Source organism: Segatella cerevisiae (assembly GCF_024054555.1).
Lineage (GTDB): Bacteria > Bacteroidota > Bacteroidia > Bacteroidales > Bacteroidaceae > Prevotella > Prevotella cerevisiae.
In genome coordinates, this window is record NZ_JAMXLY010000060.1 from 1 (window position 1) to 13,865 (window position 13,865).

Annotated in this window: 9 protein-coding genes and 2 pseudogenes; 9 read left to right on the top strand and 2 right to left on the bottom strand. The window is 47.9% G+C overall.

Annotated elements, in window-relative coordinates; all coding sequences use genetic code 11:
• From NG821_RS11520 to NG821_RS11560, 9 genes and pseudogenes are all read left to right on the top strand, one after another.
• A pseudogene (locus NG821_RS11520) lies at positions 1 to 111 on the top strand (IS982 family transposase); the annotation flags it as partial.
• A 793-nt stretch (positions 112 to 904) separates the two neighbouring features.
• Positions 905 to 4,045, top strand: coding sequence for a SusC/RagA family TonB-linked outer membrane protein (locus NG821_RS11525; RefSeq protein WP_252761807.1), 3,141 nt, complete (start codon positions 905 to 907; stop codon positions 4,043 to 4,045).
• Between the two features lie 17 nt (positions 4,046 to 4,062).
• The gene (locus tag NG821_RS11530) at positions 4,063 to 5,838 is read left to right on the top strand and encodes a RagB/SusD family nutrient uptake outer membrane protein (RefSeq protein ID WP_252761808.1); all 1,776 of its coding nucleotides are present in this window, start codon (positions 4,063 to 4,065) and stop codon (positions 5,836 to 5,838) included.
• Positions 5,839 to 6,293: 455 nt separating this feature from the next.
• The gene (locus NG821_RS11535; RefSeq protein WP_252761809.1) at positions 6,294 to 7,088 is read left to right on the top strand and encodes an SDR family NAD(P)-dependent oxidoreductase; all 795 of its coding nucleotides are present in this window, start codon (positions 6,294 to 6,296) and stop codon (positions 7,086 to 7,088) included.
• 101 nt (positions 7,089 to 7,189) lie between these two features.
• Positions 7,190 to 8,122 (top strand): aldo/keto reductase, encoded by a 933-nt coding sequence (locus NG821_RS11540; protein ID WP_252761810.1) that lies wholly within the window; start codon positions 7,190 to 7,192, stop codon positions 8,120 to 8,122.
• A gap of 39 nt (positions 8,123 to 8,161) precedes the next feature.
• Positions 8,162 to 9,097 carry an alpha/beta hydrolase gene (locus NG821_RS11545; protein WP_252761811.1) on the top strand — a complete coding sequence of 312 codons (936 nt, stop codon included), beginning with the start codon at positions 8,162 to 8,164 and terminating at the stop codon, positions 9,095 to 9,097.
• Between the two features lie 30 nt (positions 9,098 to 9,127).
• On the top strand, positions 9,128 to 9,628 hold the full coding sequence (locus NG821_RS11550) for a hypothetical protein (RefSeq protein WP_252761812.1): 501 nt from the start codon (positions 9,128 to 9,130) through the stop codon (positions 9,626 to 9,628).
• A 120-nt stretch (positions 9,629 to 9,748) separates the two neighbouring features.
• On the top strand, positions 9,749 to 11,074 hold the full coding sequence (locus NG821_RS11555; protein ID WP_252761813.1) for a sigma-54-dependent transcriptional regulator: 1,326 nt from the start codon (positions 9,749 to 9,751) through the stop codon (positions 11,072 to 11,074).
• Positions 11,071 to 12,291 (top strand): sensor histidine kinase, encoded by a 1,221-nt coding sequence (locus NG821_RS11560; RefSeq protein WP_252761814.1) that lies wholly within the window; start codon positions 11,071 to 11,073, stop codon positions 12,289 to 12,291. The genes NG821_RS11555 and NG821_RS11560 overlap by 4 nt, the downstream gene beginning before the upstream one ends.
• A 209-nt stretch (positions 12,292 to 12,500) precedes the next feature.
• Here NG821_RS11560 and NG821_RS11565 read toward each other — a convergent pair whose 3' ends face one another.
• Both NG821_RS11565 and NG821_RS11570 read right to left on the bottom strand, forming a co-directional pair.
• Positions 12,501 to 13,511 (bottom strand): malate dehydrogenase, encoded by a 1,011-nt coding sequence (locus NG821_RS11565; RefSeq protein ID WP_252761815.1) that lies wholly within the window; start codon positions 13,509 to 13,511, stop codon positions 12,501 to 12,503.
• A 243-nt stretch (positions 13,512 to 13,754) separates the two neighbouring features.
• Positions 13,755 to 13,865 (bottom strand): annotated as a pseudogene (locus NG821_RS11570) (IS982 family transposase); the annotation flags it as partial.

Below are 13,865 nucleotides of genomic sequence, written 5' to 3' on the forward strand. Positions count from 1 at the left end.
AACGGCTTGTTTGCCAGAATAATTGGCAAAATCAGTGCGCTAACCGTTTCTCAATATATGAATTACATTAATGGCAAGCCCATCGGTAGAATTAAATACGCACTAAATTAATTCCGCCAACGGGTAAGAGTTATGTTCAAAAAGTTGTACGTATCATGACTCGTTAATCATTTGATTGTGATAAGGCTCCTAAGTAATTTTCAATGTCTAGTTGTCCGTATTCAACTTCTTGGCGACAGTCTTGTATAAACCTGAAATTTCTGATTGCCTTAACATGAAAAACCGGCTTTCAAGCTATATCAAGGGCTGGGAAGTGAATAGAAACCAACTTACCACAATTCTGTGAGCAATTCATGATCTTCCGTAATGATGCAAAATAAACTATAGGACTGTTTTCCATGAATTAGTGTATCGTAATGAGATAAGTTAACGATCGATTGGGAAGGCTAAATACACTCTGAATTAATTCCACCAACGGTTATACATACAATGACGTGGAAAGAAGTCAGAATAACTGATTTCTTTTTTAGGGGCCTACATTTAAGGCATCCCTTAAATTAGGTAATTATGTATTTCTGTCTCTTAATAAATCACAATTTTAGGGGATTGTCAAGATGCTAAAAAGTGTGTAACTTTGCGAAGATTTTTTAAGGTAATGCTCTACCATACGATGGATATTAGAAAACATCACTATTTAACCATTTGTCTTTCATCGGTTTCCAATGAAATAATTTCTGATTTTATGATATGTGGACCTCCGTTCCACGGACTGCTGTTGCAGTATGGAAAATGAGGTGTGTCTGACATGGTGTATTTAATAGGTTTTTATTTTTCTGAAGCTATTAGTGATAATAGGTATATTCAAGATAATTAAGAATTATTCAATAGATTAAATTATTAGTTCATGAAGAATGTTAAGTCAAAGATCCTGTTTTCAGGATTGTTCGTTATCCTGGCAAGTTCTTCCGGGTATTGTGGTGCACATGCCTCAAATCTGATCAGGATAGAGCAGCAGGCGAGTACAGTTACGGGCTACGTACTTGATGAGAAAGATGAGCCTGTTATCGGGGCTACAATCAAAGCCGTGGGTTCCAAAGACGGTACTGTGACAGACGTCAACGGGAAATTCTCTCTTGACGTCCCTGCCGGAACAAGCCTTACTGTCTCCTATATTGGCTACAAGTCTCAGACTGTCAAGGCAGGGAACAATCCGATGAAGATACACATGGTTACAGATGACAAGACTCTGAATGAGGTCATCGTCGTAGGCTATGGTACGGTCAAACGCAAGAACTTTACCGGGGATGTTTCTACAGTTGATGTGGCTAAATCTCCTGTTTCTCTGACTCCGACAACGGACGCTATGTCTCTCCTTCGGGGTACTGTCAGCGGTGTTTATGTTGCTCCTAATCAGTGGGCAGGTCGAATTTCTACTGTGCAAGTCCGTGGTCAGCAAGCTGTCAATGGATATTCAGACCCTCTTATCGTATTGGACGGTATGCTGTTTACTGGGCAGCAACGTGATATTGATCCCAATACCATCGAGAGCATAAGCATCCTGAAAGACGCGACTTCTCTAGCCGCCTACGGCTCCCGAGCTGCGAGCGGTGTGATCATGATCACTACCAAAAAAGGTACAGAAGGCAAGCCAAAAATCAGTTTCAATACTTCTTGGGCTTTGTCTTCACCGACCTTTAAGCCGGATGTCCTGAGTCCTTCTGACTATGTCAAGAAAACCAATCTCCAGAACGGTCTTGCCGAAGACGCTGACCCGACGTGGATGAAATCCTTCGAGTACAGCAACTATAAGGCAGGGAAGACTACTGACTGGTTTGACTATAGTACAAGAACCGGTATAACCCGGAATTACAATGCCTCTGTGTCGGGGGCTTCCAAGAACCTCAATTATTTCTTCTCGGGTTCTTACATTGATCAGACTGGCATTGTCAGAGGTGACGATTTTGACCGGACCAATCTGCTGATGCGCCTGCAGAGTGACATTACAAACTGGCTGCAGATCGGGGGTGAGACTTCTTACACTTATAATGACTATTCCGGCCCGACAACGTATAACCTTTATGAAGCGGTCAGGATGAGTCCCTATGGCAGACCTGAGCGGCCTAATGGGGCAGGAATGGAAAAATATCCGGTAAATGAAGGTCCCGTCAACCCTATGTGGAATAATGAAAGTGGGACTAAGGACAACTCTGAAACTGATGGTACGCTGGCTCTCAATGGGCACGTGCTGATCAAATGTCCTTGGATAGACGGTCTGACTTTCAGAATGAACGGTTCGTATTCAGTAGGGCATAATGCAATTGACCTGTTTTCTCATGAAGGGTATTATGTCCAGGAAGGCGACAGTGAGGACCGTTATTCCCCTGCTACTGTTTCCAAATACCTTGCACAGGCCAATGGGTATACTGACCGTACTAAAACTGTAGACTGGGTATGGGACAATATTCTGGACTATACCCATGAGTTCGGACCACATTTTGTTGACTTGACGCTGGTATATACCAGGGACTCCCAAACTAGTGATGACCGTAGTTTCAGGGCTTCTGACTTTTCCTCTTTGGGCAATACGACTTTGGGCTATTGGGGCTTGAATTATGGTGCTGTCCAAAAAATCGATGCGCCTATCTATAACAAGCATAATGACATAGGCTATCTGGCACGTCTGAACTATTCTTTCAGGGATACCTACCATCTGGACCTGTCCGTGCGTCGTGACGGTTCTTCTGTCTTCGGAGAAAACAACAAGTGGGGTGTCTTCCCTGCTGTGGGCCTGGCATGGACTGTTTCTAACGAGTCCTTCATGAAGAAGGTCACACCGGTATCTTACCTGAAAATGAAATTTTCCTGGGGAAAGAACGGGAGCCAGAACCTCAGCCCTTATGAAACCCTATCCCAAATTACATTGGGTGAGGCAGGCGGTTTCAGTTACCCCTTCGGCAATACATCCGAGGCAAGTTGGGCACAGAGAATTACAACTCTCGGCAACAAGGATCTGGCATGGCAAAAGACGCAGTCGATCAACTACGGTTTCGAACTGGGCCTGCTGAAGGACCGTATTAGCCTTGACTTCGACGGCTATTTCTCCAAGACGACTGACCAGATATTCACCCGCTCCATTCCTGTCATCATCAATGGTCTGACGAGCATGCAGGAGACGATGGGACAGATCAACAATTCGGGGATAGAGTTCACCCTCAATACGAAGAACATCGAGACAAAGGACTTCCAATGGGAATCTCAGTTGATCTATTCTTTGAACCGGAACAAACTGAAATCCCTCTACGGTGACGGCAAGGATGATATAACCAACAGCCTGTTCCTGGGCAAGTCCATCGGCGCCATCTACGGTTACAAGAACATCGGCATCATCCAGTGTGCCTACGATGCCAACGGCAAGCCCGTCTATGATGCCAACGGCAATCTGGAAGTGGCAGACGCTGACAAGGCCTACGCAGCCGCCAACGGTGCCAAACCCGGTGACGTCAAGTTCGAGGACGTAAACGGTGACGGAAAGATCACTTCCAGTGACCGCAAGATACTGGGCTATACTGTCCCGAATTTCAGAATGAGCCTGGGCAATACCCTGACATACAAGAACCTGCAACTCTATTTCCTCTTCACTGGAACATTCGGGGGTAACGGATACGGCCGCTATGTCAATACCTATGCTTACCGTACGGCATCTGACTTAACAGGTGACAACAACCTGAACCACGGCTGGTGGACACCTGAGAACAGAAGCAACAAATACCCGAGCGTCACCTATAATAATGACAACTATACCCCTGTCCAGGATTACGGATTCGTACGCCTTTCCGACCTGACATTGTCTTATTCGTTTACGCAGCCTTGGGTAAGGAATCTGAGGATATCCAATCTTCAGGTCTATGTTGCCTGCAAGAACCTCTTTACTATAACCAATTGGGATGGCGGTGATCCGGAAATCCAGCAGACTGTGACAAATGGAGGTTCTTATGACTTTTCTGTATCAAAGTCTTTCACTTTCGGTCTAAAACTCACGTTCTAATTCAATCTTAAGTTGATATGAAAATCAAGAATATATTAATGGTTTCCGCCGTCGCAATGCTGGGCTTCACGTCCTGCAACGACGACGACTTCCTCAAGGAGAACCCGAAGTCCACCTATACGACTTCCAATGCCTTCAATACCGTCGACCAGGTCAAGGCCTGCGTGACGAACCTCTACGTCCAGATCCGCTACTGGTACCAGATCGACAACTTCTGGACGGGCGTGGGCGCCGACGAGATGGACACGCCGTACTTCCGCAGTACGGGCAACGGCTACAGCAACTTCTCCAACTGGTCCCCGACTTCGAGCTACTCGAACAACATCTTCAACGCGCTCTACCAGCTGGTGAACTATTCCAACCAGGCCCTGGAGGGCTACAACTCCCCGAACATCACCTGGGACAATGCCCGGGAAAAGGCCGAGAACTACGGCGAGATGATGTTCTTCAGGGGCTATGGCTACCTCTCGCTGGGCGAGCTCTTCGGGGGCGTGCCCCTCGTGGACAGGTTCTACGAGACGCTCAAGCTCGACTTCAGCCGCTCCTCAAGGGCTGCGACGTACAGATTTGCGATCAATGACCTGAAGCGTGCGGCCTCCAACCTGCCCGAGTACCCCTCGGAGGCAGGAAGGGTGGCACGCGGCGCGGCCTGCCACTTCCTCTCCGAGGCCTATCTTGCCCTGGCAACGATCAATGACAACAACGCCGCCCAGTTGGATACGGCCATCGCCTATGCCGACACGGTCATGGCCATGCACCCCCTGATGACCTCACGCTTCGGCACGAGGACGGTATCGGGGAACGCGAAGAACGGCGTGGACTCCTACTACAAGGACGGCAACGTGTTCTTCGACCTCTTCCAGGAGGGCAACTACGACCATTCCGAGGGCAACACCGAGGCTGTCTGGACCCTGGAGAACGACTATACGGTCTACCACAAATACGCCGGCGACAACTACGTCCCGTCACCGAAGAACTTCTCTCCGGTGCTGCGTGACGCCGTCTGGGGCTCCGCTTACAAGAATACCGGAGGAGGCGCAGGCCCCTGGGCTACGAACATCAACACGGCCGACTATCCCGGCGGGAACGTCAGCGCCTACCTCGGCGGACAGGGCACGGCGGTATACTCTCCCACCGATTACGTGATCGAGCAGATCTGGAACAACGACGAGGGTGACATCCGCAATGCGCCCTGCAACATCAGGCGGACCTTCGTCTGCACTGACACGAAGAGCAGCATGTACGGCAAGGCCTGCGGCATAGACATGCTCGACGCCGGCTCGCAGAGGATCACGGAGTTCTTCCCGATCTGGACGAAGTTCGCCCCCGTGGACGACTGGGGCTATGACGACATCAGTGACGGCGGAGACCGCTCGCAGATCTACAGTGACCGCTATGCGGTGCGTTCGGCGGAGACGCTGCTGCTCCGTGCGGAGGAGAAGCTCCGCAAGGGCGACAAGGCAGGCGCTGCCGCCGACGTCAACATCCTGAGGAAGCGTGCGCAGTGCAAGGTGCTGGCCACGGCTTCGGACATGACGCTGCAGTACATCCTCGACGAGCGTGCGCGTGAGTTGTACGGCGAGGAGCGTCGCTGGGTGACCCTCCTCAGAATGGGCAGTGACGGCATCAAGAGCATCAACGACCATGCCATGTACATTGCCTACCAGCCTTACTGGAAGGGGTATTTCAAGGCTTCCCAACAACCCGTCACGAAGTGGACGCTGTGGCCGATACCTCAGGCGGTCATTGACGGCAACTCGCAGACCAAGATCGATCAGAATACAGGTTGGTGATCAGATTAGGCAAGTGAACAGTCCTTTCAGAGACAACGTATGAGTTGCTTCCAAAGGAACATCTATAAAGGATCTCTCCATTCAGGCAATACCGGATAGAGAGATTTTTTTGTAAGACGGAGTGAGTATATAGGAAGAATAGGAGTTGATCAGAGGCGGCTTTTTCGTATCAGTCAGTTAGGTCGGAGATGCGATTATAGCGGTCTGTCGTCAGGCGGAAATCAGGGTATTTCGACCTTATGAATTCTACTCCAGGAGTCAGATTGTATTCGGTGTGAAAATATATATCATTTATTCTTAAAAATATTTATATAATTTGTTAATGCGATGTTTTTTATTCAACTTTACATAAAAGAATTCAAACTCATGCCCGCTCTTTAAAATAACCGGAGAGGAGGCGCAGGAGTTTGGAAAGGAATAGTGATAGTACGGTAATTAATAAAAGGATTGGTATTATGGATTTGAAGATTAAGGGTAGAAAAGCTTTGGTAACAGGATCAACGGACGGAATAGGCTTTGCAATTGCAAAGGGATTCCTGAAAGAAGGAGTAAAAGTTTATATCAACGGACGCCACCAGGCTAAACTGGATGAAGCTGTCGCCAAACTGAAAGAGGCTGTCCCGGGCGCAGATGTCGAGGGTATACCTGCTGACTTCAGTAAGGTGGAAGAAGTCAATGCCTTGATCAAGCGGCTACCTGATGTGGATATCTTGGTGAATAACGTAGGCATCTATAGCGAGCAACCTTTCGAAACGACGCCTGATAAGGTCTGGTTCCACGACTTCGAGGTGAATGTGATGAGCGGTGTGCGCCTTTCCCGGCATTATGTGTCGGGGATGAAGAAAAGAAATAGGGGAAGGATCATCTTCCTTTCCAGCGAGTCTGCTATCAATATTCCTGATGACATGATACTTTATGGCGTGACCAAAACGGCTTATCTGGCTTTGAGCAGGGGCTTGGCTAAATATCTTCGCGGGACAAACGTAACCGTCAATGCGGTCTTACCCGGCCCAACGTGGTCTGCTGCCAACCTGAAGAGTATGCAGGAACTGGCCAAGGAACGTGGCATAAGCGTGGAAGAGGCTTCGCTCGATTTCGTACGTGAAAAGCGTCCTTCTTCTATCATCCGCCGTTTCGCATCTGCTGAAGAAGTGGCGAATATGGTACTGTACGTTGCCAGTGATCTTTCTTCCGCTACGACGGGAGCAGCTTTACGGGTAGATGGTGGGGTCGTGAATACGGCCTTCTGATAAGCGGGAATTCCGGCATCTGTTCTTGCAGGTACCGGTTATGCCTTTTATCTGTCCGTATTGCGGATTTATTTATTCTGAAAATTCTAAAGATAACCGATATGAAAAAGAGAAAAATTAAAAATACTGATCTGGAGATCGCTCCGATTTGCTTTGGTGGAAATGTGTTTGGCTGGACGCTCGATGAAAAACAGTCATTTGAAATACTGGACAAGTTTGTGTCCGGAGGTTATAACTTTATCGATACGGCAGACACCTACAGTTGGTGGGTCAATGGAATAGGTGGTCAATCGGAGACGATCATCGGGAAATGGCTGAAGGCAAGGGGCAACCGCCAGGACGTCATCCTCGCTACCAAAGTTGGTTCGGAGAACAAGGAACATCCGGTGGATGTCAGCAAAAAGCATATCCTCGAATCTGTAGATGCCAGTTTGAAGCGCCTGCAGACAGATTATATCGATCTGTACTATACTCATTTCGATGATGAAGTGACTCCGGTGGAGGAAACGCTGGAGGCGTATGACGAGATCATCAAGGCTGGCAAGGTCCGTTATATTGCAGCTTCAAACGTATCTCCTGCACGCCTGAAGGAATCTTTCAAGGTCGCCGAGGAGAAGAACCTGCCGCGGTATGTCGCCCTCCAGCCACACTATAATCTGATCGTGCGTGACCAGTTTGAGAAAGAGTATGCCCCTGTTGTCCGCCAGTTTGACCTGAGTGTCTTTACCTATTGGTCACTGGAATCGGGTTTCCTCTCCGGAAAGTACAAGACAGAAGCTGACTTCGACAAGACCGCCCGTGGGGCAAGCATCAAGAAGTATTTCGATGCGCACGGCAAGAAACTCCTGGCTGCACTGAGGCAAGTAGCTGACAAGCATGGCGTGCAACCTGCTACGGTCTCTCTGGCCTGGCTGCTGGCTCATCCTCTGGTGACGGCTCCTATCGTCAGTGCCACTAAAGACAGCCATCTGAAAGCGATGTTTGCCGCTACTGATCTGGTGCTGGATCAAGAAGATATGGATCTCCTGGGCTGAAGGTCAGCCTTGGAATCCTGTAGATAAAAATAATTTCAGATGAAACGAATTTTCCTGTTGATCTTGTGTGCCTGCGCAGTCCTCTTCGGGTTTGAGGCATGTACACATACGGAGAAAGAAAAACCAGATATGTACGTCAATACAAAACCTGCTCCTGATGTGGACTCGATAGCGGACATCCGCTATAAGTCTGTTGGCGACAGTGCTCTGAGACTGACCATTTATTCCCTGAAGAATGATACAGCGTCTCATCGGCCGGTACTGGTGTATATCCATGGCGGCAGTTGGGTGCACGGCAACAAGTCGTGGATCTGGAGTCACTATCAGCAGGCACTCACGGAAACTTTCCTGCGGGCACACTATGCGGTGATAGCCATTGACTACCGACTTGCAGACGGCTGGAGGAAGGATGCCTTTACAGAACTGAGCGACTGCCGGGACGCACTGATCTGGATCTCCCGGAATGCAGGAAAATATCATCTGGACATCCGGCGCATCGGATTGTGGGGAACGTCAGCCGGCGCTCACCTCGCATTGCTGATAGGGAGCGATTCAGGGAGTCCTGTCCCTATCCGGTTTATTTTGGATGACTATGGCCCGACTAACCTGAACAGTCTCTTCCATACAGAACTTCCGCCTTTTATCGTGTCACTGGTGAAAATCGTCAAACCTGACCTGGTGGAAAAGAGAAAACTGATGCTGCGTGTCTTCCCGGATGACAGTCCTCAGCGTCTGTCTCCGGTCAACAGAATCCATAAGGGGATGCCTCCGATTCTGATTTCTCATGGTGACAATGATGAAACGGTCCCGGTGAAACAAGCTTATGAATTAGAGGAACACTTGAAAGCCGTGCAGGTGCCTTACCGCCTTCGCATCTATCCGGGTGAAAAGCATGGATTGTATACGCTTACGAAATCACAGGTCAGTGACATGGCAAGATATGCCTTGGTCTTTGCCAACCATTACAACCGGTAAACAAAAGACCTTTTAAAAGCATAGACTGATATGAAGCACCGTCTTTTTCTTGCTGTTGTTGCCATCCTGCTGATCGTTCTCTATTCGGGTACGGGGGCGTTCCTCCTCTTGCTGGTCCTTCCTGTCGCCTATTTCTTCCTGAAAAGGAAAGAACAGGGTGAACAGAAAGGACAGGAAGGGGCAGAGCCTGCTCCTGAGAAATATACTTCACTCGAAGCGGTAGTCTCGGAATACGGTGAACCGGATGACAGTGTGATCATCAATGCCTCGAAAGCCAATGAACCTTCGGGGATAGTCCTCATTTATGCAGAGAAAGGTTTTCTTCTGGCGGATGGGGAGAAGATCAAACTGGATGAGATTGTCGGGATCACGGCGAAGAATACGGCCACGCCTTATACGATAGGAGAATACCAGATCATGTTCCATACGACGATCAAGGGCCGTGAACTCATCCGTATGAATGCCGGTTATGATGCAACGTGGGCAGATGAGGCTGTGGCACAGATCCATAGGTATTTAGCCGGGGCATAAACTGAATTCTGCTTCCTCGTTTCTTTCCTGGTTAGGGAGAGAAACTTTTTAATACTTCTTGCCGTTTGGTCATCTGCAGAGTTTGTATTACATTTGCAAGAAGAAAGAACCTTTAAAAACATGACAAAACAAGGAACTCTGCTTGTCGTGGACGACAACCGTAATATTCTGACAACGGTGAGAATGTTGCTTGAGGATGTCTTCCGGACAATTATCACCATCAGCAATCCGAATCTGATCCCTGTAAAACTTCGTGGGGATCATCCTGATGTGGTCTTGCTGGATATGAATTTCTCCGGCGGTCTCAATAATGGAAACGAAGGATTGTTCTGGCTGGGGCAGATCAAACGGATAAAACCTCAGACTCAAGTCATCCTTTTTACAGCTTATGCGGATATCGAACTGGCTGTAAAGGGGATGAAGGAGGGTGCTGCCGATTTTATCGTCAAACCTTTTGAAAATGCGAAGATGGTGGAGACCATGAAACGGGTCTGCCGTAAAGAACCGAAAAGGGCAGTGGAGAAGGATACCGGCGGCATGTTCTGGGGGAGCAGTGAGGTGATGCTCGAACTGCGGACGATGGTTGAGAAGGTGGCTCCGACAGATGCCAATATCCTGATCACCGGAGAGAACGGGACAGGGAAAGAGGTCCTGGCTAATGAGATCCATCACTGGTCTAACAGAGCAGGCTCTAAAATGCTGCCTATAGATATGGGCGCAATCACAGAGACTCTGTTCGAGAGTGAATTGTTCGGATACGTGAAGGGTGCTTTTACAGACGCGAAGGCAGATCATCCGGGGAAGTTGGAACTGGCTGAGGGTGGAACTCTCTTCCTCGACGAGATAGGTAATCTCTCTTATGCGCTTCAGGCCAAACTCCTGACGGCTCTTCAGCGCAGGAGCATTGTGCGGGTGGGCGGATCTGTAAGCATCCCTATAGATGTGAGGCTGATCTGCGCCACTAACAAGGATCTGAAGGACATGGTGCAGAAGGGGGAGTTTCGGGAAGACTTGCTCTATCGTATCAATACCATTCATCTGCATCTGCCTCCCTTAAGACAGCGCCAAGAGGATATTGTGCCTTTTGCTTGTCTGTTCCTGAAGAAATACGGGGATATTTATAATAAGGCGAATTTGTCCTTGGATGAGGATGCAGAACGGAAATTGAAGTCCTTGCCCTGGTATGGGAACATCAGGGAGCTGGAACACGCGGTCGAAAAGGCTGTTATCCTCTCTGACGGCCCTCAAATCCATGCTGAGGATATAGATGGTGGTGATATTCGTCCGAGTCAAACTCTCAAAGAGGTACAGACACTGGACGAGATGGAAAAGCAACTCATAGAGAGGACCATCCGAGAGTGTGAAGGCAATCTGTCGCTGGTGGCATCGAAATTGGGTATCTCCCGCCAGACCTTATACAATAAGATCAAAAGATACGGCTTATGAGTTCTAGACTGATCATTCTTTTTGCCGTCGTTGTCCTTCTGCTTTTATTCGGTTACGTGCGTTTGTTCCGGCATTACCGCAGGAATATACGCAAAGTGGCTTTCATGTTCGATGCCATGGATAATGTAGATTATTCTTTCCGTTTCCCCGAAGATAGAGTTTCCCACGATGACAAAATCCTTAACTCTGCCCTTAACCGCATCAAGCGGATTATGGAAAAGGCGCATAGTGATGCCATGGAGCGTGAGAAATACTATGAGCGGATCATCAACTCGGTCGATACGGGCATCATCGTCATTGACGATAAAGGAAACGTCAGACAGAACAATGATTTCGCATTGAGGTTGATCGGTATCTCTGTCCTGACTCATATCAGTCAATTGAAGGGTATCAGCATCAGTCTTTACCGTCAGGTGCGGGATATCTTGCCGGGAGAGAGAAGTCAGGTGTCTTTCAGTAATGAGCGGGGTGAATGTCATCTTTCTCTGCGGGCATCAAAGACTTTGCTGAAAGGCCGTCAGGTGCGACTGATCACCATCAATGACATCAAGACGGAACTGGACGACAACGAGATCGACTCGTGGATAAAACTCATCCGGGTCCTGACGCACGAGATCATGAATACTGTAACTCCGATAACTTCACTCAGCGAGACCTTGCTGCCGAAAGCCGATGGGGACGTCAAGGACGGGTTGGAGGTCATCCACAAGACGAGCCGCGAACTGGTGACTTTCGTGGAGAACTATCGTAAATTCACTCATGTGCCGACGCCGGTGCCGACATTATTCTATATCAAACCTTTCCTGGAGCGGATGGTACGGTTGGCTTATCCTCTGATTGCAGGTAAGCAGATTTCCATTACGGAAGAAGTGATGCCGGAAGATCTGATCCTTTATGCTGATGAGAGTTTGGTGGGACATGTGGTGACTAATTTACTGAAAAATGCAGTTCAGGCTTTAGTTGGGGGCGGAAAGATCATGATAAAGGCTTATTGCAATGAGACTGAAGCTGTCATCATCGATATTTCGGATGACGGCCCTATAATTCCCGAGGATGTGGCGCAACATATTTTCGTGCCGTTTTTCACGACCAAGAAGGATGGGAGTGGCATCGGTTTGCCGGTATCCAAGCAGATCATGCGTCTCAGCGGGGGCGCACTTACCTTGAATAGTGACAGGAAGAAGGGATTGACGACCTTCTCCATGATTTTCAACTGACAATAAAGGTCGTCGGAATAAAGGGAAATGCAGAATGGCGTTTCTACGAGATGGGCAACTATTGAGTGTGATCTAAAAGATGAGGCTGGCCTTCTCATCTTTTTGCGTTTTGGTGAAAAGCGCATAAAGTCAGGAAACTCTTATTGCGTTTCGGGCATAAAAAAAGAGTAAGCCGATGAGGCTTACTCTTCAAATGTATGTGTCGCAGATTACAAATTCGGATTTACTTTCTTCCAGTCCTTAACCTCAGGGAGTACACCCATCTTGATGACTTGGTCACGAAGACCTTCAAGATGCTTGTAACTTGCATCCAGTGCTGCAAATTCATCTTCAGTACCTAAAACTGGTTTCTGATAGATGCCGTCGGCAGTGATACGTGTAGGCATAGCCATCATCACGTGAGAGTAACGGGAAGTGTCTGCATAAGCACCTGCAGGGTAGTTGAATTCTTCTCCACCCATAGCTGCTTCAATCATCTTGACTGCAAGATAAGCAGGGCTCTGGAAAGAAGAACGGCGACGAAGCTCGATGATCTTTGCACCACCCTTGGTAACGTCTACCTGCATCTGTTTCCATTCGTCAGGAGTCAGACCCTTGCCGTTGACTTTAGCTTTGCCTGCGATGACATCCAGCAGTTTAACACCCTTGACAGTAGTAGGTGAAGCGAAGACAGCCATCTTCTCACCATGACCACCATAAGTGTATGCGTTCTTGACATCAGCCTGGCTTACACCGAAATGCTTAGCCAAAGCACCCTTCAGACGAGTAGAATCCAAAGCTGCAAGTGTAGCAACCTGGTTAGGCTTCAAACCGGAGTGTACCAAAGTAACCAATCCGGTAATGTCTGCAGGGTTGAAGATAACAACGCAGAATTTAGCATCGGGGCAGAATTTCTTTATATTATCACCTAGATCCTTGGCAGCCTTAGAGTTTCCATCAAGAAGATCCTCACGGGTCATGCCTTGCTTACGAGGAGCACCGCCGGAAGAGATGATATACTTGGCGCCGGTGAAAGCTTCTTTAGGATCAGTCGTAGAAACGACATTTACATCGTCGAAACCACTCTGACGCATTTCCTCAGCAACACCTTCTGCAGAGAAGACATCATAGAGGCAAATGTTAGGAGTCAAATGCAGCATGATAGCTGTCTGAGTCATGTTAGAACCAATCATGCCGGCAGCACCGACAATCACAAGTTTGTCATTCGTTAAAAAATCCATAATTACAAGATATTTAAAATACTTAAAATACTTTCTGTTCAGACAGAGGTTTTTGTTACTGTACAATCCTCTCAGGATAGATTACTGCAAAGATAATAAAAAGATGGTTATTTCGATATTTATTTTTACGTTTTAAATGTTGTAATTTCTTAAAAGGCCCGCTTTGTAAAGTCCGTTTAACAAAATGCATTGTAGGATGAAACAAGCTCTTGATAATATGGTTATCTTTACCCGTTGGCGGAATTAATTTAGTGCGTATTTAATTCTACCGATGGGCTTGCCATTAATGTAATTCATATATTGAGAAACGGTTAGCGCACTGATTTTGCCAATTATTCTGGCAAACAAGCCGTT